Source organism: Candidatus Allofournierella excrementavium (genome assembly GCF_048526665.1).
GTDB lineage: Bacteria > Bacillota > Clostridia > Oscillospirales > Ruminococcaceae > Allofournierella_A > Allofournierella_A excrementavium.
Map to the genome: position 1 here is coordinate 95661 of NZ_DBGFPE010000047.1, position 25681 is coordinate 121341.

At 57.1% G+C, this 25681-nt stretch carries 25 protein-coding genes and 1 riboswitch; of the genes, 11 read left to right on the forward strand and 14 right to left on the reverse strand.

The annotated features are described in order from the left end of the window. Positions 1-112: 112 nt before the first annotated feature. Entirely contained in the window at positions 113-1948 is a 1836-nt protein-coding gene (locus ACMI1Q_RS11200) for an alpha/beta hydrolase family protein (protein ID WP_419503806.1), read from the forward strand. A gap of 67 nt (positions 1949-2015) precedes the next feature. On the opposite strand, the gene mgtA is transcribed toward ACMI1Q_RS11200, so the two are convergent. Next, complete coding sequence (gene mgtA / locus ACMI1Q_RS11205; protein WP_419503821.1) at positions 2016-4700, reverse strand: magnesium-translocating P-type ATPase; 2685 nt, start codon at positions 4698-4700, stop codon at positions 2016-2018. 301 nt (positions 4701-5001) lie between these two features. Next, a riboswitch (M-box (ykoK) riboswitch) is annotated at positions 5002-5163 on the reverse strand. 161 nt (positions 5164-5324) lie between these two features. Between mgtA and ACMI1Q_RS11210 the strand changes: the two genes are divergently transcribed. The 7 genes from ACMI1Q_RS11210 to ACMI1Q_RS11240 all read left to right on the forward strand — a co-directional run bounded on the left by ACMI1Q_RS11210 (position 5325) and on the right by ACMI1Q_RS11240 (position 12324). Continuing rightward, positions 5325-6302 carry a substrate-binding domain-containing protein gene (locus tag ACMI1Q_RS11210; protein WP_419503807.1) on the forward strand — a complete coding sequence of 326 codons (978 nt, stop codon included), beginning with the start codon at positions 5325-5327 and terminating at the stop codon, positions 6300-6302. Positions 6303-6382: 80 nt separating this feature from the next. Beyond that, a complete protein-coding gene (locus ACMI1Q_RS11215; RefSeq protein WP_419503808.1) occupies positions 6383-7471 on the forward strand; it encodes a phosphate/phosphite/phosphonate ABC transporter substrate-binding protein in 1089 nt (362 codons plus the stop codon). A 78-nt stretch (positions 7472-7549) separates the two neighbouring features. Next, on the forward strand, positions 7550-8302 hold the full coding sequence (gene phnC, locus ACMI1Q_RS11220; RefSeq protein WP_419068363.1) for a phosphonate ABC transporter ATP-binding protein: 753 nt from the start codon (positions 7550-7552) through the stop codon (positions 8300-8302). Further along, on the forward strand, positions 8299-9120 hold the full coding sequence (phnE, locus tag ACMI1Q_RS11225; protein ID WP_330058717.1) for a phosphonate ABC transporter, permease protein PhnE: 822 nt from the start codon (positions 8299-8301) through the stop codon (positions 9118-9120). The genes phnC and phnE (ACMI1Q_RS11225) overlap by 4 nt, the downstream gene beginning before the upstream one ends. 16 nt (positions 9121-9136) lie before the next feature. Continuing rightward, complete coding sequence (phnE, locus tag ACMI1Q_RS11230; protein ID WP_177522848.1) at positions 9137-9946, forward strand: phosphonate ABC transporter, permease protein PhnE; 810 nt, start codon at positions 9137-9139, stop codon at positions 9944-9946. A gap of 2 nt (positions 9947-9948) precedes the next feature. Next, on the forward strand, positions 9949-11469 hold the full coding sequence (locus tag ACMI1Q_RS11235) for a bifunctional metallophosphatase/5'-nucleotidase (RefSeq protein WP_394981376.1): 1521 nt from the start codon (positions 9949-9951) through the stop codon (positions 11467-11469). Between the two features lie 72 nt (positions 11470-11541). Next, a complete protein-coding gene (locus ACMI1Q_RS11240; protein ID WP_419503809.1) occupies positions 11542-12324 on the forward strand; it encodes an inositol monophosphatase family protein in 783 nt (260 codons plus the stop codon). A 102-nt stretch (positions 12325-12426) separates the two neighbouring features. Here the strand turns inward: ACMI1Q_RS11240 and ACMI1Q_RS11245 are convergent, their stop codons facing one another. Then, a complete protein-coding gene (locus ACMI1Q_RS11245; RefSeq protein ID WP_419503810.1) occupies positions 12427-12879 on the reverse strand; it encodes a sigma-70 family RNA polymerase sigma factor in 453 nt (150 codons plus the stop codon). Between the two features lie 335 nt (positions 12880-13214). Between ACMI1Q_RS11245 and ACMI1Q_RS11250 the strand changes: the two genes are divergently transcribed. Continuing rightward, positions 13215-13940, forward strand: coding sequence for a Type 1 glutamine amidotransferase-like domain-containing protein (locus ACMI1Q_RS11250; RefSeq protein ID WP_419503811.1), 726 nt, complete (start codon positions 13215-13217; stop codon positions 13938-13940). Between the two features lie 199 nt (positions 13941-14139). Beyond that, positions 14140-14583, forward strand: coding sequence for a zinc ribbon domain-containing protein (locus ACMI1Q_RS11255; protein ID WP_417025814.1), 444 nt, complete (start codon positions 14140-14142; stop codon positions 14581-14583). Between the two features lie 429 nt (positions 14584-15012). Here the strand turns inward: ACMI1Q_RS11255 and ACMI1Q_RS11260 are convergent, their stop codons facing one another. The 8 genes from ACMI1Q_RS11260 to ACMI1Q_RS11295 all read right to left on the reverse strand — a co-directional run bounded on the left by ACMI1Q_RS11260 (position 15013) and on the right by ACMI1Q_RS11295 (position 21244). Continuing rightward, complete coding sequence (locus tag ACMI1Q_RS11260) at positions 15013-15357, reverse strand: thioredoxin family protein (RefSeq protein ID WP_087415925.1); 345 nt, start codon at positions 15355-15357, stop codon at positions 15013-15015. Between the two features lie 21 nt (positions 15358-15378). Next, positions 15379-16380, reverse strand: a complete 1002-nt coding sequence (locus ACMI1Q_RS11265; RefSeq protein ID WP_087415926.1) for a permease — start codon at positions 16378-16380, stop codon at positions 15379-15381. 118 nt (positions 16381-16498) lie between these two features. Continuing rightward, the gene (locus ACMI1Q_RS11270; RefSeq protein WP_040646287.1) at positions 16499-16786 is read right to left on the reverse strand and encodes an ArsR/SmtB family transcription factor; all 288 of its coding nucleotides are present in this window, start codon (positions 16784-16786) and stop codon (positions 16499-16501) included. 89 nt (positions 16787-16875) lie between these two features. Continuing rightward, positions 16876-18039, reverse strand: a complete 1164-nt coding sequence (locus tag ACMI1Q_RS11275) for a plasmid recombination protein (protein ID WP_087415927.1) — start codon at positions 18037-18039, stop codon at positions 16876-16878. A gap of 456 nt (positions 18040-18495) precedes the next feature. Then, positions 18496-19650, reverse strand: coding sequence for a helicase RepA family protein (locus ACMI1Q_RS11280; RefSeq protein ID WP_071429847.1), 1155 nt, complete (start codon positions 19648-19650; stop codon positions 18496-18498). A 7-nt stretch (positions 19651-19657) separates the two neighbouring features. Further along, positions 19658-19978, reverse strand: a complete 321-nt coding sequence (locus tag ACMI1Q_RS11285) for a plasmid mobilization protein (protein WP_071428864.1) — start codon at positions 19976-19978, stop codon at positions 19658-19660. Beyond that, on the reverse strand, positions 19978-21054 hold the full coding sequence (locus tag ACMI1Q_RS11290; RefSeq protein WP_071428865.1) for a site-specific integrase: 1077 nt from the start codon (positions 21052-21054) through the stop codon (positions 19978-19980). Before ACMI1Q_RS11290 ends, ACMI1Q_RS11285 begins: the two co-directional genes overlap by 1 nt. Continuing rightward, positions 21041-21244: a helix-turn-helix transcriptional regulator gene (locus ACMI1Q_RS11295; protein WP_006571498.1), complete on the reverse strand. Its 204-nt coding sequence runs from the start codon at positions 21242-21244 to the stop codon at positions 21041-21043. Before ACMI1Q_RS11295 ends, ACMI1Q_RS11290 begins: the two co-directional genes overlap by 14 nt. Before the next feature lie 190 nt (positions 21245-21434). Between ACMI1Q_RS11295 and ACMI1Q_RS11300 the strand changes: the two genes are divergently transcribed. Further along, complete coding sequence (locus ACMI1Q_RS11300; RefSeq protein ID WP_419503812.1) at positions 21435-21965, forward strand: helix-turn-helix domain-containing protein; 531 nt, start codon at positions 21435-21437, stop codon at positions 21963-21965. Between the two features lie 379 nt (positions 21966-22344). Here the strand turns inward: ACMI1Q_RS11300 and ACMI1Q_RS11305 are convergent, their stop codons facing one another. Genes ACMI1Q_RS11305 through ACMI1Q_RS11320 form a run of 4 tightly spaced genes read right to left on the reverse strand, consistent with a single transcriptional unit; the run spans position 22345 to position 25676 of the window. Beyond that, positions 22345-23502 (reverse strand): DUF262 domain-containing protein, encoded by a 1158-nt coding sequence (locus ACMI1Q_RS11305; protein WP_204875552.1) that lies wholly within the window; start codon positions 23500-23502, stop codon positions 22345-22347. Then, the gene (locus tag ACMI1Q_RS11310) at positions 23495-24121 is read right to left on the reverse strand and encodes a hypothetical protein (protein ID WP_204875553.1); all 627 of its coding nucleotides are present in this window, start codon (positions 24119-24121) and stop codon (positions 23495-23497) included. The genes ACMI1Q_RS11305 and ACMI1Q_RS11310 overlap by 8 nt, the downstream gene beginning before the upstream one ends. A 1-nt stretch (position 24122) precedes the next feature. Then, entirely contained in the window at positions 24123-25217 is a 1095-nt protein-coding gene (locus tag ACMI1Q_RS11315) for a DNA cytosine methyltransferase (RefSeq protein ID WP_419503813.1), read from the reverse strand. Positions 25218-25259: 42 nt separating this feature from the next. Beyond that, entirely contained in the window at positions 25260-25676 is a 417-nt protein-coding gene (locus tag ACMI1Q_RS11320) for a DNA mismatch endonuclease Vsr (RefSeq protein WP_204875555.1), read from the reverse strand. Between the last annotated feature and the right edge of the window lie 5 nt (positions 25677-25681).

Below are 25681 nucleotides of genomic sequence, written 5' to 3' on the forward strand. Positions count from 1 at the left end.
AGCGCAGCAGTTGGAACGAACTGCTGCGCTCTTTTTTAGGAAAGGGGAGTGAAAACGCCCGCCGAGGGTCCGGAAGGCCCGCAGACAGACGAAAAAAGAGGAGGAACTGTAAATGCTTTCGACCGACAAAACAAAACGCGCCCAAATTTTTGTGTGCATCGCCATTGTTCTGATGCTGATCAGCATGATCGGCGCATCGCTCATCCAAACGTCCGGCGGCCGGGTGAAGGTGGACGAGGTCAATTGGGTGGACACCGACGGCATCCGCAAGACCGCGCTGCTGCTGGTGCCGGAAAACGCCACCCTTGAAACGCCTGCGCCCGCCATCGTGACGAGCCACGGCTTTTTGAACAACAAGGAAATGCAGGATCTGAACTATGTGGAGCTTGCCCGCCGCGGGTATGTGGTGCTGGCCATCGACATGGCCAGCCACGGCGACTCTCAGATCGCCCCCGGCGTGGGAAACATGATGCCCAGTGTGTGGCAGGGCGTGCTGTTCTTGGCGGACATCGGCTATGTGGACACCACACGCATCGGCGTGACGGGCCACTCCTTTGGCGGTTTCAGCAGCAACTTTGCCGTCACCATGGACAACGCCGCCGGCACCAACCTCATCTCCGCCGTGCTGGTGAACAGCATGGACCCCACCTATGACAGCGACAGCGACGGCATGTTCGACAACGTCTACGGCAGCCGCGATGTGGGCGTTGTGGCCGGCGAATACGACGAGTTCGGTTTCAACATCTTTGATGAAAACGGCGTCAAGCAGCCCAAGCCCGATTACATCCACAGCGACGAGGCCCAGTCCTTCCTGTACTTCGGCACCGACCGGGGCGACGAGCCCGAGCGGGAGGCCAACACCGTTTACACCCAGGAAGTGGACGGCCAGGAGGCCATGCGCGTCATCTACACCAGCAACATCATCCACCCCTGGTCTCACTTCTCTGCCCGTTCCACCAAGTCCACCATCGAGTTCTTCGAACAGGCGCTGGGCGCACCGAACCCCATCCCCGCCACCAACCAGGTCTGGCAGTGGAAGACGGTGTTCAACGTTGTGGGCATCGTGGGCTTTGTGATGTTTGCCATCAACTGCGCCATCGCCCTGCTGGCCACTCCCTTCTTCCGCTCGGTGAGCAGCCTCGGCGCGGACCAGACCCTCACCGCCCCTGCTTTCAAGGGCAAAAAGTGGTGGTTCTGGACCAGCCTGGTCATCAGCGCGGTGGTGGGCTCCGTCATCTTCCTGCCCATCATGTTGGCCACCAAGTCCGCCACCTATGAGCGCACTTTCCTGAACCAGGCGGCCGTTCGCGGCGTGAGCACCTGGGCCATGGCCTGCGGCCTCGTGGCGCTGGTCATGCTGCTGGTGACCAAGGTCATCAACAAGGATGCCTGGGCGGAGTGCATCGCCAATGTCCGCATCACGCCCGCCCGCCTGTTCAAGACCATTCTCCTGGCGCTCACCGTTGTGGCGGCCAGCTATGTCTGGGTCTTCATCGCGGACTACTTCTTCCATGTGGATTTCCGCATCTGGGTGCTGGCGTTCAAGCGCTTCAATCCCGTGTTCCTGCTCATCGCCATCCCGTTCATGATCATGGGCAGCGTGTTCTATGTGATGAGCTCCATCTCCGTCAACTGCTTCAACTACTGCAAGCTGGGCGGCAAGGAGTGGGTCAACACGCTGGTGCTGGCACTGTTTACCGGCGCGCCGGCATTCATCATCACCCTGATGCAGTACGTCTACTTCTACCAGACCGGCAACCTGCTCTTTGCGGTGGGCGAGTCCGCCCTGTTTGTGGTGTGGCTGTTCCCGCTGGTGGCGATCCTGCCGCTGTCGGTGCTGGTCTCCCGCAAGATCTACAAAGCTTCCGGCAACCCTTATCTGCCGGGCATCATCAACGCAATCATCGTGGCGCTGGTCAGCAGCGCCAACACCTGCACCTTCTACTGAGCCCTTCCGGGCTGAAAGCCGCCCCCGCCTTCAAGGCGGGGGCGGCTTTTTCTGCCCGGAGCGGCTTTCACAGCAGCTCGCCCCAGCGGCGCACATACAGCCGCTTTGCGGCGGTGACCAGCGCCATGTAGCCCGCCACCAGCGCCGCCAGGAAAGCAAAGTAAACGGCGGGCAGAACGGCCAGGTCCAGGGCGGCCCCCAGCGGGGTGAAGGGGAGCAGGGTCACCAGCGCGATGCCCGCGAAGGTGAGCAGCGTCACCGGGACGGAGGCGCGGCTCTGCACGAAGGGCAGCTTCGGGGTGCGCAGCATGTGGATGACCAGCGTCTGGGTCCACATGGATTCCACGAACCAGCCGGTCTGGAACACCGAGATGTACAGCACCCGGGCGGCAGGGTCGGTCAGCCGGCTGAACAGCACGCCGCCGGTGAACTGCGGGCAGATGACAAAATAGAGAAGCAGGTAGGTGGCGATGTCGAACACCGAGCTGGTGGGCCCCAGCCACAGCATGAACCGGCTGATGCCGTCGGCGCTCCAGCGGCGGGGCGCTTTGAGGAACTCCGGGTCCACGTTGTCCCAGGACATGGCGGTGCAGGACACGTCGTAGATGAGGTTCAAAAGCAGCAGATGGATGGACTCCATGGGCAGAAAGGGCAAAAACGCGCTGGCCGCCAGCACCGAGAACATGTTGCCGAAGTTGGAGGAAGCGGTCATCTTGATGTACTTTATCATGTTGGCGTAGGTCCGGCGGCCCTCCAGCACGCCCTGCTCCAGCACCATCAGGTCCTTTTCCAGCAGCACCACCGAGGCGGTCTCCCGGGCGATGTCCACGGCGCTGTCCACCGAAACGCCCACGTCGGCGGCCTTCATGGCGGCCGCGTCGTTGATGCCGTCGCCCATGTAGCCCACGCAGTGGCCCGCCTGGCGCAGCAGGCGCACCACCCGCGCCTTCTGGGCGGGGGAGAGCTTTGCGAACACCGCCGTCTTTTCGGCCCGGCGGGTCAGGGTCTCATCGTCCATGCCCTCCAGGTCCTCGCCCAGCAGAACGTGCTTCACATCCAGCCCCACCTGCCGGCAGATGGCCCGGGCCACCTTTTCGTTGTCGCCGGTGAGCACCTTCACCGCCACGCCGTGGCCGTTCAGCGCGGCGATGGCGCTGCGGGCGGTCTCCTTGGGCGGGTCAAGGAAGGCAAGGAAACCGATGAGCACCATGTCCGATTCGTCCGCGGTGGAAAAGCTGCCCACCGGGGCGGGGCCGGTCTTGTGGGCCACCGCGATGACCCGCATGCCCTTTTCGTTCAGCTCCGACGCCTTGGCCAGCACCCGGCGGCGCACCTCGTCGGTGAGGGCCAGCACCTGCCCGCCGCTCTCGGCAAAGGCGCAGCAGGCCAGCATCTCCTCCACCGCGCCCTTGGTCACCAGCTGGGTCTTGCCCCCTTCGTCCCGCACCACCACGCTCATCCGGCGGCGCTCAAAATCAAAGGGGATCTCGTCCACCTTCTCGTAGCGGCGGGTCAGGTCGCCGGCCCCCAGCTCCTGCTGGCGGCGGATGACCGCCGCGTCGATGAGGTTTTTCAGCCCGGTCTGGAACCAGCTGTTCAAAAAGGCGTGGCGCAGCACCCGGTCGTCCTCTTCGCCGTCCATGTTCAGGTGATATTCCAGCACCACCTCGTCCCGGGTGAGGGTGCCGGTCTTGTCGGTGCAGAGGATGTCCATCCCGCCCAGATCCTGGATGACGTTGAGATTCTTCACGATGACCTTGCGGCGGCTCATGGCCATGGCCCCCTTGGCCAGCGAGGTGGTCACGATCATGGGCAGCATCTCGGGGGTCAGGCCCACCGCCACCGAGATGGCGAACAGCAGCGCCTGCATCCAGTCGCCCTTGGTGAACCCGTTGACGAACAGCACCACCGGCACCATCACCAGCATGAAGCGGATGAGCACCCAGGAAACGGCGCTCACGCCCTTTTCAAAGGTGGTCTTGGGCGGCTTTTCGTCCACCTGCCGGGCCAGCGCGCCCAGCATGGTGTCGCCGCCCACCGCCAGCACCACCGCCGTGGCCGAGCCGCTGATGACGTTGCTGCCAAGAAAAGCCAAGTTCGGCGCGTCGGTGAGGGCGCCGCCCGCCGCCGCGGGGCCGCCGCACTTTTCCACCGGCTCGCTCTCGCCGGTGAGGGCGGACTGGCTGACGAACAGGTCCTTCGCCGCCAGGATGCGCACGTCGGCGGGGATCATGTCTCCGGCGCAAAGATGCACCACGTCGCCCGCCACGATGTCTTCCAGCGGCACCTCCTCCCGGCGGCAGGCCCGCTCCACGCAGGCGGTGGTGTGCAGCATGCTGCCCAGCCGCGCCGCCACGTTGCCGCTGCGGGTCTCCTGCACAAAGCGCAGCGCCCCCGAGATGAGCACCATCGCGGTGATGATGAGCACCGTGGCGTAGCTCTCGTCGCCGGGCGCGGCAAAGATGATCTCGGTGAACACCGAGATGACCGCCAGCGCCAGCAGCACCACCGTGAAGGGGTTGATGAAAGCGCCGAACAGCCGCCGCGCCAGCGGCTCCTTCCTGCGGTGGGGCAGAACGTTCGCGCCGTGCTCCTCGCGGGAAAGGCGCACCGCATCCTCCTCCAGCCCGCCCGCCGTGGTGCCCAGGCTCTCCAGCAGAACGTCCGCCTCCATGCCCGCGGCCTCCTGCAGCCGGCGGCGCAGGGCTTCGTTCTTTTCGTTTTCGGGGCGCAGAGCGGCCCCCTTGGTCATGTTGAACAGAGTTTTCATGGCTTCGTACCTCCCTTTGCTGTTGTGCAACGGTGGTCCCCGGCCCGCCCCTCGAAGGGCAAAAAAATACCGCCTTCGGGAGAAAAGCTCTCCCCGAAAAGGCGGCGGCTCCAGGAAAAAGGGCGCAGAAAACCAGCGCTACGGGCGTGCGCGCCCGCAGCGGCCCTGAGACCACCGCAAATTGCGTCTACTGTGACATTGGCCTTGTTCCATGGCGCGCCCGCCTCCTTTCCCGGGAAAAGAAAACTCCCGTATGTCCGGCAGGACATACGGGAGCGGTGAAAACAGATCGCATCCGTGTGAGCTTTGACTTTGCAGGGCGGTGAAGCTGTGTTATGATGCGCCTTGCATTCGACGCATCCTGTTCAAACCTGCGCACAGTGTCTCCACTGTTTTGCGGCAACAGCCCATATCCCTGCAGTAGCCTTACCTACCGAACACGTTCACGATACCACCCCGGGGAGGATTTGTCAACCCCTGACGGCTTTTTTATTTCTGCCCGGAAAAGCCGGTAATTTTTAGTAAAATTTTAGTAAAAATCATTGACTTGTGTCGCCTGCCCGGTATAATGAAGACAGAAAGACAAGGCGAAAGGGGGGGCTGACGATGGCCACCATCAAGGATGTGGCGCAGGCGGCGCAGGTGTCCGCGGCTGCGGTGTCCCGCGTGCTGAACAAGGACGAGAACATCTCCGTCAGCCCCGAGGTGCGCACCCGCATCTTCCAGGCGGCCCACGCCCTGGGGTATGTCTCGCCCCGGCAGCGCAAGGCGGCGGAGGTCAAGACCCACCTGACCATCGGCGTGGCGGACTGGCGCATCCTGCGCCCGGACCGGCACAACGTCCGCCTCTCCAGCCTGACCTGCCTTGTGCAGATGATGACCGACCAGTACGAGGTGAGCTTTGTGCGCCTCGCCTTCGGCCAGCCCCAGAAGGTGGACGGGGTCATCGCCCTGGGCGTGTTCACCGAGGCGGAGGTGGATTTTCTCCGCTCGCTCTCCTTCGCCATCGTGTTCGTGAACTCCGGCCAGCAGAGCTATGAGTTCGACCAGGTGCAGGTGGACTTTGAGCGGGGCTATGAACAGATGGTCTCCTACCTGCTGGACCGCAAGCAGTACACCGGCATCGGCTACATCGGCGGCATCTACGACGGCCCCGGCGGGCGCATCGGCGCGACCCGCGCCCAGGCGCTGCGCCGCCTGCTGGAAAAGCGCGGCCTTTATGATGAACGGCTCTTCCACATCGGCGAGATAAGCCGCGAGAGCGGCTATGAACTGGCCTGCAAGGCCATCAAAGAGCACACCCTGGCCGAGGCGATGCTGCTGGGCAGCGACGAGGTGGCCGAGGGCGCGATGGACGCCTTCCGGGAGATGGGCGTGCGCATCCCCAAGGACGTGGCGGTCATCATCTACCAGGACCTGCAGACCCTGGAGAGCAAATGGCCCACCGGCACCTGCCTGGAGATGTACCCCGACTATGTGTGGGAGAACGCCCTGGAACTGCTTTTCGGGCGCATCAGCGGCAAGCGCAGCCAGGCGGTCACGGTGATGGTTCCCACCCGCCTGAAGATCGGCGACACCACGTGAGGATTGTGAGAGGGAACCCCCTCTTTGCAATATAAAAAAGTCGAAGAAAACACAAAGCAGACAATTAGGAGGCATTCGACATGAAAAAAGCTCTTTCTCTCCTGCTGGCAGGCGCTCTGAGCGTCGGGCTGCTGGCCGGCTGCGGCCAGACCGCTCCCTCCAGCACCGCGAGCACCGGCGCCAGCACCGGCACCGGCGCCAGCGGCGCCGCCGAGGCCAACAAGACCATCGACACCCTGCGCATCGCGTTCGTGCCCTCCCGTGAGCCGGACGAGATCATCACCGCCACCGAGCCCCTGAAGCAGCTGCTCACCGATGAGCTGGCCAAGCTGGGCTACGACGTGGGCGAAGTGGACATCACCGTCGGCACCAGCTACGAGGCTGTGGGCGAAGCCCTGTCCGCCGGCACCGCCGACGTGGGCCTGATCCCCGGCGGCACCTACGTGCTGTACGACGACGGCTGCGACGTGCTGCTCACCGCCACCCGCGACGGCCTGTCCATCGACTCCGACAACGCCAAGGACTGGAACGACAACGCCCCCACCGAGCCCACCACCGAGCAGGTCACCAGCTACCGTGCCCTGATGATCGCCGGCCCCTCTGAGAAGGGCAAGGCTCTGGCCGAAAAGGTCAACGCCGGCGAGGCTCTGACCTGGGAAGACGTGAGCGGTGTGAACTGGAGCGTTGCCAACTCCTCCTCTCCCGCCGGCTACATCTACCCCTCCCTGTGGCTGCAGGAAAACTTCGACAAGAACATCACCGAGCTGCCCCACGCCGTGCAGTCTGACTCCTACGGCAGCGCCTTCGCCCGTCTGGCTTCCGGCCAGGTGGACGTGCTGTGCACCTACGCCGACGCCCGCCGCGACTATGAGGACGAGTGGACCGGCGAGTACGGCATGACCAACAGCATCTGGGACGACACCGCCGTCATCGGCGTGACCCCCGCCATCTACAACGACACCATCAGCGTCAGCAAGACCTCTCCCATCATGGACGACGCCTTCAAGGCCGCCCTGTCCGAGGCCTTCATCAACATCGGCAACACCGAGGAAGGCAAAGAGGTCATCGCCATCTACAGCCACAACGGCTATCAGCCTGCCCAGTCTTCCGACTACGACTCCGAGCGGGCTGCCCAGGAGATGATCCAGTCCCTCAACAGCGCGGGCTGATCTGAAAAAACATAGTTTTCTGGATGAGGGAGGCAAGCCCTGGGGCTTTCCTCCCTCATTTGGAATGGAGAGGAAAACATGATCGAATTCAAAGACGTAAACAAGCGCTACCCCAACGGCTTCGAGGCTTTGAAGCACATCAATCTGACCATCGACCAGGGTGAGTTCGTGGCCATCATCGGTCTGTCCGGCGCGGGCAAGTCCACCCTCATCCGCACCATCAACCGCATGCACGACATCACCGGCGGCACCCTCACCGTGGACGGCACCGACGTGATGGCTCTGCACGGCAAGAGCCTGCGACGCTTCCGGCGGAAGATCGGCATGATCTTCCAGTCCTTCAACCTCATCACCCGCACCACCGTCATCAAGAACGTGCTCACCGCCTTCGTGCCCGACCTGCCCTGGTGGCGGGCGGCCTTCGGCATCTTCACCAAGGAGGAGAAGATGCAGGCGCTGGAAGCGCTGGACAAGGTGGGCATCCTGGAAAAGGCCTTCGTCCGGGCGGACCAGCTCTCCGGCGGCCAGCAGCAGCGCGTGGCCCTGGCCCGCACCCTGGCTCAGAACCCCCAGATCATCCTGGCGGACGAGCCGGTGGCCTCCCTTGACCCGGTCACCGCCAAGCAGGTGATGGACGACTTCCAGCGCATCAACCGGGACATGAAGATCACCGTGCTCATCAACATCCACCATGTGGAGCTGGCGCTGCAGTACGCCACCCGTGTGATCGGCATCCGCGAGGGCGCCATCGTCTACGACGGTCCCGCCGACAAGGTGGACCAGGCCGTGCTGGACGCCATCTATCAGGGAGGACAGGAGGAAGCGGAATGAACCTGTTTGACAAGGTGTTCCCGCCCCGCACCATCACGCTGGCCAACGGCAAGCAGATCAAAAAGCCCCGTTCCCGGGCTCCGCTCTATGCGGTGGTGCTGCTGGTCATGGCGGCGGTGTCGGTGGAGGTCACCGGCTTTGACCTGGGCGTTCTGGTGCGCCGCATCGGCGAGTTCTTCGTCATCCTGGGCCAGATGATACCGCCCAAGTGGGAGTATATGTCCCAGATCTGGGGCCCCCTGTTCGACACCATCAAGATGTCGCTGCTGGGCTCCTTCATCGGCTCTGTGCTGGTGGTGCCCTTTGCCATGCTGGCCTCCACCAACATCATCCACAACCGGGCGGTGGTGGCGGCCATGCGCCTGCTGCTCAGCATCATCCGCACCCTGCCCACCCTGGTGAGCGCCCTCATCGCCACCTACGTCTTCGGTCTGGGCACCCTGGCGGGCACCACCGCTATTGCCGTCTTCACCTTCGCCTACATCGGCAAAATTCTCTATGAGGAAATTGAGACGGTGGACATGGGCCCCTTCGAGGCCATGGAGGCCATGGGCGCCACCAAGACCCGCGCCTTCCTCAGCGCCATCGTGCCGCAGGTGCTGCCCTCCTATCTCTCCAACTGCCTGTTCTGCTTCGAGGGCAACGTGCGCTACGCCTCCATCCTGGGCTACGTGGGCGCCGGCGGCCTGGGCCTCATCCTCAACGAGAAGATCGGCTGGCGCGAGTACGACAGTGTGGGCATGATCCTGCTGGCGCTGTTCGTCACCGTGTTCATCATTGAGACCATCAGCCGCGCCGCCCGCAAGCGGCTGGTGTGAGAGGAGGCGCGCACATATGGAAAAACGAATCGAAGAAGCCTATGCGCAGCGCCCCCGGCGCTGGCTGTTTGAGGCCGCCGTCGCCCTGGTGGTGGTGGCCCTGCTGGTCTGGAGCGGCACCGCCGTGGAGACCGCCGGCACCACCCAGAGCGGCGCGAAAATCGCCCTGAACATCCTCTCCGGCATCTTCCACCCGGACACCGGGCTGCTCTTCAACCTCACCACCCAGGGCGTGCCCTACCTGCTGCTGGAGACCATCTGCATCGCCTTTCTGGGCACGGTGGTGGGCGCCATCATCTCCATCCCGCTGGCGTTCCTGTCGGCCTCCAACCTCACCCCGCGCCCGGTGGCCTTTGTGGGCCGGGTCATCATCATGGCGGTGCGCACCGTGCCCGCCTTCGTCTACGGCCTGATGTTCATCCGCGTCACCGGCCCCGGCGCCTTCGCCGGCCTGCTCACCATGTCTCTGTGCTCGGTGGGCATGGTGAGCAAGATGTACATCGAAGCCATCGAGGACCTGGACGTGCGTGTGCTGGAATCGCTGGACGCGGCGGGCTGCACCACCTGGCAGAAGATCCGCTACGGCATCCTGCCCCAGCTGATGCCCAACTTCGCCTCCACCGCCATCTACCGCTTCGACATCAACCTGCGTGACGCCACCGTGCTGGGCCTGGTGGGCGCGGGCGGCATCGGCGCTCCGCTCATCTTCGCCATGAACGCCTACCGGTGGGAGGAAGCCGGTGCCATTCTGGCCGGCCTCATCGTGCTGGTGCTCATCGTGGAGTGGATCTCCACCAAAATTCGCGTCAAGCTGGCCAGGGGGTAAAGATGGAACAGCGTTTCAAAATCTACTTCACCTCCGACACCCACGGCCATATCTTCCCGGTGAACTACGCCGCGAACCGCCCCGAGGCCTCCGGCCTGCTGAATATGGCCGCGCAAATTGAAAAAGACGGCGACACCCTGGTGCTGGACGGCGGCGACTCGCTGCAGGGCACCCCGCTGGTGCAGTACTATCTGGAGCACCGGGCCCACTGGCCCCTCCACCCGGTGGCGGCGGCCTTCAACGCCATGGGGCTGGACTATTTCACCCTGGGCAACCACGACTTCAACTTCGGCTACGAGGCGCTGGAAGAGTTCCTCGGCGCCATGCGCGGCCAGTGCCTGTGCGCCAACGTGCAGGACCTGGGGGGCCGTCTGCCCCTCAAGCCCTGGGCGGTGCGCACCCTGGCCAGCGGCCTGCGGGTGGGCGTCACCGGCATCGTCACCGACTATGTGAACGTGTGGGAGCAGCCCCAGAACCTGGAGCAGCTGCGCATCACCGACGCCTTTGAGGCGGCCCGCGCCGCCCGGGAGGCGCTGCGCCCGGAGTGCGACGTGTGCGTGTGCATCTACCACGGCGGCTTCGAGGAAGAGCTGGCCACCGGCCGTCTGCTTTCCGACAGCGGCGAGAACGTGGCCTGCCGCATCGCCCGGGAACTGGGCTTCGACCTGCTGCTCACCGGCCACCAGCACATGGCGGTGGAAGGGGTGCGGCTGGCGAACACCTGGGCGGTGCAGCCGCCCGCCAACGCGGGGGTCTGCCTGCTGGTGGAAGGACGCAGGGAAGGGGAGCACACCCGATTTGCCTCCCGCTTTATCCCGGCGGGCGAGACCCATTCCGCCCAGCCCTGCGAGGCGCTGCTGACGCTGGAAAAGGCGGTACAGAACTGGCTGGACGAGCCCATCGGCGCGCTGCAAAGCCCCATCCTGCCGGAAGAAAAGCTGGACGCCGCTTTGCACGGCAGCCGGGTGGCCGCCCTCTTCAATCAGGTGCAGCTGGACGCCACCGGCGCGGATGTTTCCTGCACCAGCCTGGGCAACGACCCGGTGGGCCTTGCCTCGCCGGTGACCATGCGGGGCGTGACCGCGGCCTACCTTTTTGCCAACACGCTGGTAACGCTGGAGGTCACCGAGGAGGTCATCCGCCGCTGCCTGGAGCGGTGCGCCGCCTATTTTGAGCTGGAAAACGGTAAGCCCAAGGTGTCCGCCGCGTTCCTGCAGCCCAAGGTGGAGCACTATAACTATGATTTCTTTGCCGGGCTGGACTATGCCTTCGACCTGCGCCGCCCGGTGGGCCAGCGGGTGGTGCGCCTTGCCCGGCTGGACGGCTCGCCGCTGGGGCCGGGGCCGCTGCGCCTTTGCACCAGCAACTATCGTGCCACCGGCACCGGCGGCTACGAAGTGCTGCGGGACTGCCCGGTGCTCTGGCGGGGCAGCGTGGAGCTGCCGGACATGGTGGCCCGCTACATCCGGGACCACAGCCCGGTTGGCCCTCTGGAAAACGCCCGTTTCCAGGTGATCTGGTGAAGCCGGGCTTGACAAACCGCCCGGCTCTGTGGTCTGATGATATAAAAGCAAACTGGAAAAAGGCGGTGAGATATGGAACGGTTTGAACTGGCCGAGGCGCTGGTGCGCAAGGCCGGCGCCGCGCTGCGGCAGGCCCGGCTGGAGGCGGACGCGGTGAGCTGCAAGACCGGCCATCAGGACCTGGTCACCGTCTGGGACCGCAGGACGGAGCAGTTTCTGCGCCAGGGCATCCTGAGCGAGTTCCCCTCCGACGCCATCGTGGGCGAGGAATACCCCACAGTGAGCACCGCCGCGCCCGAAGCCGTGTGGTACATCGACCCCATCGACGGCACCACCAACTTCATCAACCAGCACCGCAACTACGCGGTGTCGGTGGGGTGCTGGCAGGGGGACGAACCGCTGTTCGGCCTTGTGCTGGACGTGGAGGCGGACCGGCTCTACCATGCCCGCGCCGGTCAGGGCGCATGGTGCGGCAAAACGCCGCTGGCGGCCTCACGGCGGAAAAATATTTCGGAGCTGCTGCTCTTCACCCCCGACGTGCTGCGCACCTTTTTGCAGCCCGGCCCCGGCAGGCAGGACCTGCTGCGGCTGGCGCAGGATGTGCGCGCCGTGCGCAGCATCGGCTCGGTGGCGCTGGAACTGTGCGCCGTCGCCTGCGGCGAGGCGGACCTGTGCGTTGCCACCCGCTCCTGCCCCTGGGACCACAACGCCGCCCGCATCATTCTGCAGGAGGCGGGGGGAGCCATCGCCTCGCTGAACGGCGCGCCGCTGCCTCTGAACGAGCCCGGCACCGTGCTGGCGGCGGGCTCGCCCGAAGCGCTGGCTCTGGTGCTGAACGAGTACGGCATGGAATGACACAAAGGAGCCGATGGGAAGCCCCCCATCGGCTCCTTTTTTTGCCGGATGCAAGAAAATACCATCCCGCCGCCGGCGAAAGGCATTGCTTCCGCGGCGCGGTTATGGTAGGGTAGAACTGACAGGCGGGCGGCGTGCCAGATGGGCCAGCTTTCTGCGCAGGGTGCGCAGGCCGCTTTGCAGGCTTGTGTAGACCCGGCTGGGATGCACACCCTCCCGACGGGCGATCTGCCGGGGCTTTTCCTCCAGGAAATACCGGGCGTAGACCCGCAGCTTCTGCGCGGCGGGCAGCGCGTGCAGCGCCTCAAAAATCTCCCGTCGCATCATCTTTGCCTCAAAGGCCTCTTCCGGCGTCTCGGGCCAGAGAAGCAGGTCGTTTTCGATGCCGTTCCCATAGTCCAGGGAATACTGGGCCCGATAGCGGTACTTCCGCCGCTGCCAGGCCGCCTCGGCCCGCTCGAAGGCCCGGATGGCCTCGAACACTTCGTCGGATACCTCCACGAACACGTCCGCGGAATAAAGCGTGGGATAAAGCTTGCGCAGATTCACTTCCATAACGACCCTCCCGATGGTCCAGCGTGTGTACAGGGCGGACCGGGAGGAGGGGGGAGAGCGGCAGCGGAAAAGGCGGGCGCCGGCATCATAGAGACATGTCAACCGGCACGATACTGCCGGTGCAAAAGCCGGCGCGGCCCCGCGGGGGCCGGGGCTTTTTTTGGCCGTGCCCCGGCGGCGGGCCCACAGCGGAACACACCGGCAGCCATGAACGGGCTCCTTTCTCTCAAAAAGCGGCTTCGCACTTTCAGTGTACCGCGCAAAGGCGCGCGGCGCAAGGAATCATCGTGCCGATAAAAAGGAAAGATAAAATACCTTCCGGGAGGTAAAACGGAATGAAATGCTTTCTCACCGGCAACTTCAACAAGGCCAACTCCAACGAGCTGAACCCCGAAAACGGTCTGGTGGAGCGGCTGCGGGCGGTCCTGCCCAACCCCTGCGAGACGGTCTATGTCTGCTCCGCGCCCAACAGCCCCTCCCTCACCGATCGCTTTGCAAAACAGGCCAAGGCCAGCTTTGAGGCGGCGGGCTTTGCGTTCAGCGGCTTCACCGTGCTGGACCGCCGCAATCAGGACGACACAAAGGCACTGGTGCAGAAGGCGGACCTGCTGTTTTTCGCCGGCGGCCACGTGCCCACCCAGAACCGCTTTTTCCAGCAAATCAATCTTCGGGATGCACTGGAAGGCTTCGACGGCGTGATTTTGGGCGTCAGCGCCGGGTCCATGAACTGCTCCGAGGTGGTCTATGCGCCGCCGGAGCTGAAAGGGGAGGCCCTGGACCCCGATTATCCCAAGTACTACAACGGCCTGGGCCTGACCAAGACCATCCTCATCCCTCACTATCAGATTTTGAAGACCGACATCGTGGACGGCCTGCGCCTGATGGAGGACATCACCTACCCGGACAGCATGGGCAGAAGGTTCTATGCCATCATAGACGGCAGCTACATCTATCTGGACACTGTCTCCGGCCGGGAAGAAATTTGCGGCGAGTCCTACATCATCGAAAACGGCGTGCTCACGCCGCTCTCCGTTTCGGGCGAGGTCGTGCCCCTGCACTGAGAACAAAAAAGCGAGCCATCCCAAAACCGGGATGGCTCGTTTGTGTTTCGGTCAGTTTTTCTGCGCCCGCACCAGCAGCATCATCGGGCGGCGCAGTTCGGTCCGCACGATTTCCCCGGCCTGCCGGTGCCAGCAACAGCCAGTTGCTTTATCAGCGGCGTTCGAGATGATATACTGTCTGTAACAGGAGGCGATGAGCATGGAAACAAAAAACGTTATTTATGAGTTAAGGATGAAACGCGGACTGTCCCAAAATGAACTGGCGGAAAAAGTGTTTGTTACCAGGCAAGCTGTTTCCCGCTGGGAAAACGGTGAAACCCTTCCCGGCACGGAGACCCTAAAATTGTTGTCAAGCTTGTTTGCGGTGTCGATCAATACCCTGCTGGGTTCTCCGAGAAAACTGGTCTGTCAATGCTGCGGAATGCCGCTTGAAGATTCTGTGATGAGCAAAGAGCCAAATGGAGAATGGAACGAGGATTATTGCAAGTGGTGCTATTCAGACGGTCGATTTGCGTATCAGACAAAAGAAGCGCTGCTGGATTATCTTGTTGAACATATGCCAAACCCTGACGGTTTGCAAAATAGGGAAAGGCGCAGACAGTTTAATTTGTACCTTTCTCAGTTGAAACATTGGAAAAAATAAAAAGAGAGGGGACGCTTGCAGCCGCTTGCTGCTAAAAGCGTCCCCTCTGCACGTTTTATACTTTGATGACCTGTAACTGCTTTTTCATTTACCGCAAGCTATGACAAAATGCTGCCAAAGCGTTGCCAGGTCGGGCCTTGATCCCTCAAAAAATAGTAAAACCAGGCTTTTTCAGAATTCTGAAATCATTCCCCCTCGTTGCTGGGTATCCTATTCTAACGGATTTTGCTTTAGAAATATGATACCCTATTCTTTTGATTATTTGATATATCCATATTATCCAGCCTATACGATGGGCTGTTATCAAATTGTTATCAGCCATGATAACGGGAGGGATGGGCTTACTATTTGTTCTGCTGGTTTACGAGTGTAACTATACCACAAAAAGCGGGGAAATGCAACCACATTCCCCCGCCACAGATTTACTTTTTACCCTCTTACTTTCTGGATTAGCTCTTTCGCTTCTTCTTTCTTTAATACCTTGCCATAGGACACCACTTTTCCATCCACCACCAGCGCCGGCGTGGTCATGACCCCGTAGGCGGCGATCTGCGTGAAGTCCGTCACATGGTCAATCGTAGTATCCATCCCCAGCTCTGTGAGAGCGGCACGAACAGCATTTTCCAGGGCGTTGCATTTGGCGCACCCGGTTCCCAGTACCTTAACCCCGACAGCGGCTTTTGCCGCCTCTGCCTGTGCCATTGTTTCCGGGGTGCAGTTACCGCCACAGCAGCAGGATTTTGTTTCTTCTTTCTTCTTACTGAACAGTCCCATAATTGATTCCTCCTATAAAATTCATATCAGCAAAAATTGGAACGCATTGAACAGATAACCGACAATGATAATGCCAATGGTGCAGACGCTAATGAACAGTGCCAGCAGCTTCGGCTTCACGGCCTTGCGGAGCATAATCAAGGACGGCAGACTCAGTGTTGTGACAGCCATCATAAAAGACAGAATTGTGCCAAGCTGTGCGCCCTTATAGAGCAGGGCCTCCGCCACCGGGATTGTGCCGAAAATATCCGCATACATGGGTACACCCACCAGCGTGGCAAGGACAACCCCAAACGGATTGTTTCCGCCTAACACCGCTTCAATCCAGCTTTCTGGAATCCAGTTGTGAATGAATGCACCAATACCCACGCCGACCAGGATATAAGGGAATACTTTCTTGAATGTGGAAACGACCTGTTCTTTGGCAAACTGAACTCGTTCCCGTTTGGTCAGTGTTGGGGATTCAATGTCCACGCCGCCAGCATTGCGGATAAATTTCTCTACATAAGGCTCCATGTGAAGCTTCTCAATCAGGGTGCCGCCTACCACAGCGATCAACAAGCCGACTACCACATAGATAATTGCAACTTTAGCACCGAAAATGCTTATTAGGAGGATAAGGCTGCCCAGGTCTACCATTGGAGAGGAAATCAGGAACGAGAATGTAACCCCCAGCGGTAGCCCGGCGCTGGTAAAGCCGATAAACAGCGGGATGGACGAGCAAGAGCAAAAGGGCGTCACCGTACCCAGCAACGCAGAGATGATGTTTGCCCCAATGCCATGGAACCGCCCCAATATCCGCTTACTGCGCTCCGGCGGGAAATAACTTTGGATGTAGGAAATCACGAAAATCAAGAAGCACAGCAGAACTGTGATTTTCAGCGTGTCATAGAGGAAAAATTGAATACTGCCCCCTACACGTTCTCCTATGTCCAGGCTCAGTAGGGAAAGGCCCTTGCCAATCAGCTCATTCAGCCATTTCATGCCTAAAACTTGGTCTTGGATAAACTGCCATACGCCCATAAAAAAACCTCACTTTCAAATTGTTGGACAACATATCAAAAATTTTTGATGTTATGTGTTTAAGATAAACGCCACCTCACTATGATGGCGTTTATCTATCACATAAAAAACATCTGCCCTACTGGACTACATCTGGTGTAGTAATGGCCAGTAGCAACTTCACAGCCTTGTCCCTGCCAGTCTCACTCAAACGGTAATGCGTCCATTTGCCCTCCTGACGGCTTACAACAAGTCCAGAATCACATAAGACTTTCATGTGATAGGACAGGCCAGATTGCGTCAAGTCCATTGGTTCCTGCAAAACACAGGCGCATTTTTCACCGCTTCGCAGTTGTTCCAGAATGGCAAGACGTTTTGGGTCGCATAGGGCTTTGAATACTTTTGCGTTTTCCTGGTGCGTTCCCATGTGACCACCTCAAATCAAAAATTATTGATATGTTTAGTATATGCACAAGAATTTGTTTTGTCAATAGCCTTACAAAAATATTTTCCGATTTACCTTGCTCCCCGGCTAAATTTCCGTTTTGCTTTCCTCTGCTCTTTTTCTGCCACCTCCCGCCGTTTAGCGTCCTCCACGGCCCTTTCTACTTCCTCCGGGCCGAAAGCCCGCTTGACCCGCTCAAAGTCGGCGACTTTCCCCCGCAGGGCTTTGTTCTCCAGTTTTACTTCCATTAAGCGGTCAGACAGCCGCTCGTTGCCCTCCCTGGCCCGTCCATAGTCCCCTTGCAAACGCTCATATTTTCCTTTCAACTCGACATAGGCCCGGTACAGGGAGCGCAGCACTTTGACGATCTTGGCAAGCAAAGGCTTGGACTTTTTCTCCCGGTAGGACTTGGCGCTCTCCAGCGGCCCCGGCTCCGGTAATATCCGCTCCGGGTCGTCGGAGAACTGCGCCGCCAACTGCTCCATGTTCCTCACAGCCGGGGCCAACTCCTTTAGACGCCGCTCCTGCTGTTCCACCTGTCCCTGCTTCTTGGCCTTGACCGCCTCCAGCTCGGCAATCTCTTTTGCCCTCTGCTCCTTTTTGAAGTCCAGCACAGACAGGTGTTTATCGTGGGTGCCCTTGTCCTCCCACTCTATCCCGTGGCGCTCCATCACGGCGGCAAGCTGCTCCTTTTCAGAGCGTACCCACTGGCTCCACTCCGTGTCGCCCCTGGTGCCGCCCTTAAAGCCCTGAGCCGCTAACGCCTGTTTGAGAGATACCCTTGTGTCCAGGCCCCGCTTGCTCCCGGTGGTGAACGGCACAAAGTCGATGTGCAGATGGGGCGTAGCCTCGTCCATGTGGAGGTGAGCGGAGAACACCCGAAGCTGGGGGTTGCGCTCCTGGAAACCTCTCATGTACTCGTCCAGCACCGCCGCCGCAAGCTGGCCGTCCTCACTCTCTGCGCTCATGTCGTCCTTGTTGCCCACTTGCAGGATGATTTCATGGAACGGCTTTTCCTGCTTGCTGGAACGTATCTTTTCATAGTAGTCCTCAATCTTGCGGTCTGCCCTGGTCTGTTTATCATTGTACCGCTTGAGGGCCTCATCGAAAAGCTCGTGGAAAACCGTCTTGATATTTTCGTGGCAGTAGGTTATATTCAAATGGGAGCGTTCCGGGTCGGTGTTCTTGGCGTTAAACGCCCTGCTGTTGTGGTTCACCGAACCCTGCCCCACCATCGCACTAATCGTCCTTTTCAAATCAACACTCCTTTCGCCGCGCCAGCGGCGGCCTTTGTTACTTTCTGCGAAAGTAACGCAAAAGCACTTTTGACGGCCTTGCGGCCATCAAAAGCGCATTTGCGCCCTACGGGGTGGAGTGGGGGCTTTGCCCCCGCCGTCTGCGGACGGCTCCCCCAGCAGGGCCGCCCTTTGAAAAGGGCACCCTGCACCCCGCCTAAACTTTGACACTCGCCGTTGGGCAGGGGGGAAAGGCACAGCCTTTCCCCCCGCCCGGCCAGTGTCCTCCGTGGGCCAAAAGTCAAGGGGTTCGGGTTGTATTGCCTTGCGGCAATCTCCACCCGCAGGTATGCCCCCTTGACTTTTGACCCCGCTCCCCGTGACAGCCGTGACGACCGTGACGATGTTTTACACACCGCCCCGCTCTCAAAAAAGCCGTCACAGCCGTCACGGTCGTCACGCCTGGGGCGGTTCCAGGGTGAGGGTGATACATCTCCCGGCATGGCTCCTGCTGTTCTCATAGCGGATATGGTACTCCGCCGCCAGCCTCCCGGCCCGGACATTCAGCCGCATTGCCAGGGCGTTGGGCTTCATGTCGGTCTGGATAGCCGCCGCCAGCTCCGTGGCGGTGCCGCCCCAGGCGGGCCTGTCCGCCGTTACAAGGGCGGCAACGGCCTCCAATACCGGGTCGGGCGGTTCCACCCACGGCTCCGTTTCCAGCCGTTCCAGCTCCCACACAAGGCGCTCCCTGTCCTTGGTGAGATACATCCGCTGGTCTTGCTGGTCACGCCCAGCCACGTCCAGGATGGCGCTGCCGTCCGTCCGCTTTTCCTTTTGAAGAAGAAAGGCCCCGTCCGCTGCTCCCAACAGGCCGTTGGTGCCGGAAATCATATCAAACTTATCATCGGCCTGTTGCTTTCGGGTATGGTGTACCAGCAGGAGACAGATACCGCAATCATCGGCAAGGCGTTTCAGCTTGCCCACCACCTCGTAATCGTTGGCATAGCTGTACTTGTCCCCGCCGACCTCCCGGACTTTCTGGAGGGTGTCAATGATAATCAGCTTGGTGTCGGGGTGCTGACGGACGAACTTCTTTAGCTGTTCCTCCAGGCCCAGGCCGAGCTGTTTGGCGTAGATCGCAAAGAGCAGGTCGTTGGTGCCGTCCATGCCGAACATCCGATACAGCCGCCCCTGCAAGCGGCGGTGGTCGTCCTCCAACGCCAGATAGAGGACGGTGCCCTTGTGGACGGGGTAGCCCCACAGGGGGAGGCCCATGCTCACATGATAGGCAAGCTGGGCCATCAGAAACGACTTGCCCACTTTGGGCGCTCCCGCAAAGAGGTACGTCCCAGGGTAGAGCAGACCGTCAATGATTGGCGGTCTGCTCTGGTAGACATTCTGGTAAAGTTCATTCATGGAAACGGTGTGGAGGTAGGCCGGGTCGCTTGTCCGCTGAAGCTCCCGAAGAATATCCTCCATACTTTCATCCTGGGGGTTGTTTTCGGTAGCCGCTTCTGATATACTCAGGACAGGTGTTTGAGAATTGGGCTGTTCCCCGTCTGTTGGCGCAGACGGAACCGGGACAGTCCTTTTCGTTTCTCTGGAATCCATCAATCTATCAATCCTCCCTCATGCCGTCCAGCGTCACGGTAATAAGGCGGATGGTGGCGAGAAGTTCATCATCCACCCCGCCCCCGGCCTCCATGCGCCGCAGCTCCCCCAGGACGGCGGCGAGCTGGTCACGCAGGGCCTTGTAGACCCTGGGATTGCCCTGCACCACAATGTCGCGGTTGAGTAGCCGCCGGGTGATGTAGTCCTGCTTGGTCAGCCCGGACAGGCGGACAGCAATCTCAAGCTGTTCGTTCTGCTCTGGCGATACCCGGAACGCCACGGTCTTGTTCCGCCAGCGGTTGTGATTGTCCAAATTCTTAGCTGACATTATGCTCCCGTCCTTTCAAAGTCCAGCCTGTCCGCCATCTCCGTCTGCTTGGACGGAAACAGGTGGGCGTAGCGGTAAGTGATCTCGATACTCTCATGGCCTACCCGGTCGGCAATCGCCACAGCGGAAAAGCCCATATCAATCAGAAGTGAAATGTGCGAATGTCTGAGGTCATGGATTCTGATACGCTTTACCCCCGCCTCTTTCGCCCCTCTGTCCATCTCATGGTGGAGATAGCTTTTTGTAACGGTGAAAATGCGGTCTTTCTTCTTGACCCCGTAGAGCATTCCCAGGTAGTCCCGCATTTCGTCACAGAGGAAATTGGGCATTTTGATGGTACGATTGCTTTTCTTGGTTTTTGGGGTGGTAATCACATCCTCGCCGTGGAGCCGCTGGTAGGACTTGCTGATTTTCACCGTCCCGGCCTCAAAGTCGAAGTCCGCCGGGGTGAGGGCCAGCAGCTCCCCCTCCCGGATACCGCACCAGTAGAGCATTTCAAAGGCGTAGTAGGAGAGGGGCTTGTCCATCATAGCCTCCGCAAACCGCTGATACTCCGCCTTTGTCCAGAACAGCATTTCCTTTCGTTCCTCCGTCCCCATGTTCCCGGCTTTGGCGGCGGGGTTGGAGCGCAGATCATAGAAGCGGACAGCGTGGTTGAAAATGGCACTGAGCTGGTTGTGCAGGGTTTTAAGATAGGTCTGGGAGTAGGGCTTGCGCTGTTCGTCCCGATAGGCCAGCAGTTCATTCTGCCATGCGATCACGTCCTTGGTGGTGATTTCGCTGATTTTCCGCTTACCGAAGTAGGGCAGAATCTTCTTCTGGATGATGTTCTCCTTTGTCAGCCAGGTGTTCTCTTTCAGCCGGGGCCGCACATCCTTGGTGTAAAGCTCCACAAAGGCTTCAAAGGTCATATCCATGTCAGCGGCGGTTTGCATTTGAAAGCTGCGCTCCCAATCCTGGGCCTCCCGCTTGGTGGGAAAGCCCCGCTTGCACTTCTGCTTGCGCTCCCCCATCCAGTCCCGATACCACGCCATGACGTACCATGTGCCTCGCTTTTCATCCTTAAATACCGGCATTTTCGTTCACTTCCTTTCTGGCCCCGTAGAGCCGTTCGTTGAAATACTGGCGGTTGACCCGCCCCGCAATGGTGATGAAGCCTTTTCCTTTCAATTCCTCGTTGAGCTGCCGAATGAGCTTGTAGGCGTAGGGCCTCGACACGCCCAGCTCGTCCGCTACCTCGTCCACCCGGATAAACTTGTTCTCCATGCTGGTTCCTCCTTTCTCGAATAATAACGCTATTTGTTTAACGTTGACTTCATTATACTAACTCTATTCCGTTATGTCAAGGCTTTCCAAGAAGAAAATATAAACAAATTTATTTATATTTCGCTTGACAGTTCTAAACATATCTGTTATACTCCAAGTGTCCCCATTACATAGATTGGAGTTGGCAGTTATGGCGATTGGTGAACGTATTCGCTTCTTCCGCAATAAGAAAGGTGTCACGCAGAAGTATCTTGGTCAGGTGGTGGGGTTCCCGGAACGCTCCGCCGATGTGCGTATGGCGCAGTATGAAACCGGGAGCCGCACCCCCAAGGCCGACCTGACCAGGACGCTGGCGGGCTTCTTTGAAGTCTCCACCGACGCCTTGACCGTTCCTGACATAGACAGCGACATTGGCCTCATGCACACCCTCTTTGCACTGGAGGACATACGGGGCCTTACCATCGGAGAGATTGACGGCGAAATCTGTCTGAAGCTGGACAAGTCCAAAGGCAAGACCTATGTTGATATGCTTGAAATGCTGTCCGCCTGGGCGGAGCAAGCCAAGAAGCTGGAGTCCGGGGAGATCACCAGGGAGGACTACGACCGTTGGCGCTACAACTACCCCAAGTACGACACCACCCGGAAATGGGTCAAAGTCCCCTCCAAGGAATTGAGCGACTTCCTTGTAGAAGCGTTCAAGGACAGGCTGGGAAAGGATTGACAGACGGCAAAAAGCCCTTACCGATGTTGCCATCGGTAAGGGCTTTGTAATATGGTTTTTGTCACCCACAAGCCGCAAAGGAACACTTTTCACCTGCAATCCACCGGGAATACAGAATGATACGGCCTATGGGGAGCGTTATCAAATTGTTATCAAAAGAGAGGCGCAAAACCGCCTATCCATTGTGCCGCAACGGGTTCAGAGTTTCAAAAACTCATTCCCACTCGCCGAGTTAAATCCATTTCTAAACTTTTTTGTATAGAGGATTTGATTCGGTGTTATTTGTTTTGATACAGATTATCCTTATCCTATGGTCTATCCGACATTCTGCTATCAAAAATCTATCAGCCTTGTGCTATCAGTGGGTAATATTTACGCTTTATTCCTCGGGATCTTCTGATGGCGCTATGGAAGTCTCAAGCATTTTATTATAGAGGGTGTCCGCAGCTGCAACCAGATTATCTGTCATGCCAAACAGAAAATCTTTCATGACATTGTAGCGTATCATTCTATTCGTGTGTTTATTCAATCCTTCTGAAGATGCTAATTTATACTTTTTCAACCAATCAAATAAGACTTTCTCATCCTCAGTAACTTGTTTTGTCAAGTCCATGTCATTATTGAATGCAGAGTATAGCTTAACAAACTGTTGGAGATTAGATAAATATTCCTCTTTAAGACTGATGCTTGACCGTTGCATATAAAAGATAACTGAGAACAATGTGTAAAGTTGTGTTTTCTTCTTAAGAAATTTTGTTACATCATCTGAAACAAAAAACTTGGGGATAATGTCGATTGCTTCAAGAATTGCCTCTTTATCCTTCTCAGCATCACTATACCCGGATTGCAGTTCCTCATAGGCTTGATTCAATGCCGACTGATCTGTTTGGTCTATAATCCCTTTTCTGTACAACAAAATCAATGATGCGCAAAATTCCACATCTTTCATACGCTTGACATCTTTTGTGGTAAACAGATGTCGCTCGTCCCAAATTGCTATTTCAGACAACTCTCGAGCCAGTGAAGCAAACTCACCAGACATGCTATTACGTTTTTCCTGGTCGTTGAGGTTATAGTCCGTTAAATTTAGTCTATTGAACATCGTAATAATATCAGAACGCGTTGCCATTGGATCAATATCAATGACCATAAGCTGATAATTCCAAAAAGATTTCTTATCGTCAGGGTCAAGGTCTTTAAAAAATTTATTCGAGTACTTTCCCTTTGCAGACGCATCCAATAAATGCTGTGGCTTCAACTTAAACTCATTATTCACATAAGAGCAGATTGCTTTAATACGCTGTTGTCCATCGACAATATGCGTAATAGACGCACCTGTTTCAGGGTCAGTCTCTGCTTTCCAAAAAAATAGTACTGGGATAATCAGATTCAACAGAACCGTTTCAATTAAACGAATTTTGTCTTTTTCACTCCAAACTGATCTACGCTGATATGTTTCATCAACAACTAAACTTCCTTCGCTAAACATAGAAGTTATATCTTTGATGCTTTTTCTATTATCTGTGTAGTTAAACATTTCCTTGTTCCTCCAAATAGCGACGAGCCTTAGATATTCCGATGATTTGATATTCTTCCAAATCATCCCAGCTGCGATACAGTCTATATGTAATTGGATGAATAAACCCCAACTTATCCTGTAAAGAAACATTTATAGGGCGAGTTAAATTTTCCCACCGTTCACAAGGCCCTTTAATTTCCAGTAAGTCTTTTTCGTTAATATATCCGCGAAAAATGGACTCTGTTAATCGATTATAGTATCTTTGATTATACCATATTCCTTTGATAGTCCTAAGTTCATCCCAAAATTGTTGAAAAAGCTTATCCGATACTATCGCAATATCAATATCCGAGGAAGGTTGCCCCGGAATTTCGTCGTGAAAAGGCCGGAACAACTTATGCGGCGATAAGCTATATCCAGTCTTTGCACTCCCTACAATTTGTAGACTATGGAAGCTTATGCCAAGTTCAGTTGACACAATTTCTTTAAAGAAGTCCATTTTATCCACAAACTCATCTTGCGGGATATGCAAATAATCTGAAAAATACCAGTTATGAGATTTTACAATATGCTTGAAATAAAAACCTTTGGGTTCAAGGGATAGTAAATCCGCTTTTAAATCTTCTTGACCAGGCATTTTATTCTCCTATTCTATGCCGAAAAGCATAAATCCATTCATACAATTCACTTGCGATACCATATGAAAGTAGATATGGTACCCCATTTCCTACCATTTTAAATTTAGAAGATAAGGAAATATTTTGTGGAAGCTCAAACCATTCTGGTAAAGATTGTATTGCCAGCGCCTCGGCAACGCTGATTCTTCGTGGTAAATATGGATGCAAATGAACTTCGTTGTTTCCATATGCAGCCGTGGGTGAATACCTCCATCTATGAAGCCTTTTAAAAGACTTTCCTCTCGATTCTCCTTCTGGGATAGTAATATATTTTTCCATGTTTTTTATTGCAAATACATCGTGTCCATTAGGATGATTAAGAACATGATTTTGCTCAAACCAGTGTTGTACAGTCAATTCCGGAACTATATTTTCAGGCATAGCCATATCACCGTTCTCTACATATGGAGAAACCTCCGGCCAAGGAATTTTTTGAATATCATCAAGAGCATATGTGCGATTATTCCCAATTTGATATATAATGTTTCTGCCAAATCTTGTTCTTTTAAAGCCAATTAGAATGAGTCGATCCCTGTACTGGGGAACGCCATAACACAGTGCGTTTTCGACGGAATCAAAGAGAGAATATCCAGCTCGATATAATCTACGCTTTATACGGTCATAAAACTCTTTGTGTTTCTTTGTGCCCCACAATCCTCTCACATTTTCTAAAACAAAGAAATCTGGCTGACGCTTAATTATCAACTCCACATACACAGATGTCAGTTGTCCATTTTTTCCGGTTTCTCCTTCATTTTTCCCTGCAATAGAAAAATCTGGACAAGGAGGACCACCTATAAACCCTATCAAGTTATTTCTGTCATTGTTATACTCTGGAAAAGCTTCTTGCCATTTTTCATCCGACAAATAAACGCGTACATCTTCATTACTATAACCATAAAGTGGAACATGGTTGTTGTTTCTTCTTGCGTACTGATATGCCTGCAAAAAGCGTTCATTATGTTCGTTGACGAAAACAATATCAAAGCCTGCATTCTCAAAACCTAAGTCTAAGAATCCCACCCCAGAGAAAAAAGAATATACCTGTATTGGCATTTTTCTTCTCTCCTAATGTGCTTAGCATCCATCAGAGCTGTGTTATTCTCCACCCAGAACAGTCCGTATTTTGCTAATTAATTGTTGTTCATTCTTCTTTTTTAGTTCGCACTCCCAAATCCGCAACACCATCCAGCCGCGCGCCTCGAACATGGCCGTTACTTCTTTATCATGCTTCATGTTCCGCTCGCGCTTTTTTTGCCAATATTCCTGATGATCGGCAGGGCGAGTGTTTCGGCAGTCATGCCCATGCCAGAAACAACCGTCCACAAACACAGCGATTTTCTTCTTTGGGAACACGAAATCTGGATGCCCTTTTACCGGGTAGTTTCTCCGCCAGCCTGTAATCCCGTTCTCCTTGAATATTTCAATCAACCGCAGTTCTGTGGACTTGTTCTTTTTAGATTTGACCTGACGCATAATATCAGATCGCTTTTCCGCATCGAAAACATCAGCCACGGCAA

Coding starts and splice junctions, on each gene's coding strand:
- ACMI1Q_RS11265 (WP_087415926.1), bottom strand. CDS start 16,380: ATGGGCGTATGGCAGTTTATCCAAGACCAAGTTTTAGGCATGAAATGG.
- ACMI1Q_RS11255 (WP_417025814.1), top strand. CDS start 14,140: ATGGAAACAAAAAACGTTATTTATGAGTTAAGGATGAAACGCGGACTG.
- ACMI1Q_RS11300 (WP_419503812.1), top strand. CDS start 21,435: ATGGCGATTGGTGAACGTATTCGCTTCTTCCGCAATAAGAAAGGTGTC.
- ACMI1Q_RS11285 (WP_071428864.1), bottom strand. CDS start 19,978: ATGTCAGCTAAGAATTTGGACAATCACAACCGCTGGCGGAACAAGACC.
- ACMI1Q_RS11235 (WP_394981376.1), top strand. CDS start 9,949: ATGGAACAGCGTTTCAAAATCTACTTCACCTCCGACACCCACGGCCAT.
- phnC (WP_419068363.1), top strand. CDS start 7,550: ATGATCGAATTCAAAGACGTAAACAAGCGCTACCCCAACGGCTTCGAG.
- ACMI1Q_RS11275 (WP_087415927.1), bottom strand. CDS start 18,039: ATGGTGGGGCAGGGTTCGGTGAACCACAACAGCAGGGCGTTTAACGCC.
- ACMI1Q_RS11270 (WP_040646287.1), bottom strand. CDS start 16,786: ATGGGAACGCACCAGGAAAACGCAAAAGTATTCAAAGCCCTATGCGAC.
- ACMI1Q_RS11215 (WP_419503808.1), top strand. CDS start 6,383: ATGAAAAAAGCTCTTTCTCTCCTGCTGGCAGGCGCTCTGAGCGTCGGG.
- ACMI1Q_RS11280 (WP_071429847.1), bottom strand. CDS start 19,650: ATGGATTCCAGAGAAACGAAAAGGACTGTCCCGGTTCCGTCTGCGCCA.
- ACMI1Q_RS11315 (WP_419503813.1), bottom strand. CDS start 25,217: ATGCCAATACAGGTATATTCTTTTTTCTCTGGGGTGGGATTCTTAGAC.
- ACMI1Q_RS11290 (WP_071428865.1), bottom strand. CDS start 21,054: ATGCCGGTATTTAAGGATGAAAAGCGAGGCACATGGTACGTCATGGCG.
- ACMI1Q_RS11250 (WP_419503811.1), top strand. CDS start 13,215: ATGAAATGCTTTCTCACCGGCAACTTCAACAAGGCCAACTCCAACGAG.
- phnE (WP_330058717.1), top strand. CDS start 8,299: ATGAACCTGTTTGACAAGGTGTTCCCGCCCCGCACCATCACGCTGGCC.
- mgtA (WP_419503821.1), bottom strand. CDS start 4,700: ATGACCAAGGGGGCCGCTCTGCGCCCCGAAAACGAAAAGAACGAAGCC.
- ACMI1Q_RS11200 (WP_419503806.1), top strand. CDS start 113: ATGCTTTCGACCGACAAAACAAAACGCGCCCAAATTTTTGTGTGCATC.
- ACMI1Q_RS11210 (WP_419503807.1), top strand. CDS start 5,325: ATGGCCACCATCAAGGATGTGGCGCAGGCGGCGCAGGTGTCCGCGGCT.
- ACMI1Q_RS11305 (WP_204875552.1), bottom strand. CDS start 23,502: ATGTTTAACTACACAGATAATAGAAAAAGCATCAAAGATATAACTTCT.
- ACMI1Q_RS11245 (WP_419503810.1), bottom strand. CDS start 12,879: ATGGAAGTGAATCTGCGCAAGCTTTATCCCACGCTTTATTCCGCGGAC.
- ACMI1Q_RS11240 (WP_419503809.1), top strand. CDS start 11,542: ATGGAACGGTTTGAACTGGCCGAGGCGCTGGTGCGCAAGGCCGGCGCC.
- ACMI1Q_RS11295 (WP_006571498.1), bottom strand. CDS start 21,244: ATGGAGAACAAGTTTATCCGGGTGGACGAGGTAGCGGACGAGCTGGGC.
- phnE (WP_177522848.1), top strand. CDS start 9,137: ATGGAAAAACGAATCGAAGAAGCCTATGCGCAGCGCCCCCGGCGCTGG.
- ACMI1Q_RS11310 (WP_204875553.1), bottom strand. CDS start 24,121: ATGCCTGGTCAAGAAGATTTAAAAGCGGATTTACTATCCCTTGAACCC.
- ACMI1Q_RS11260 (WP_087415925.1), bottom strand. CDS start 15,357: ATGGGACTGTTCAGTAAGAAGAAAGAAGAAACAAAATCCTGCTGCTGT.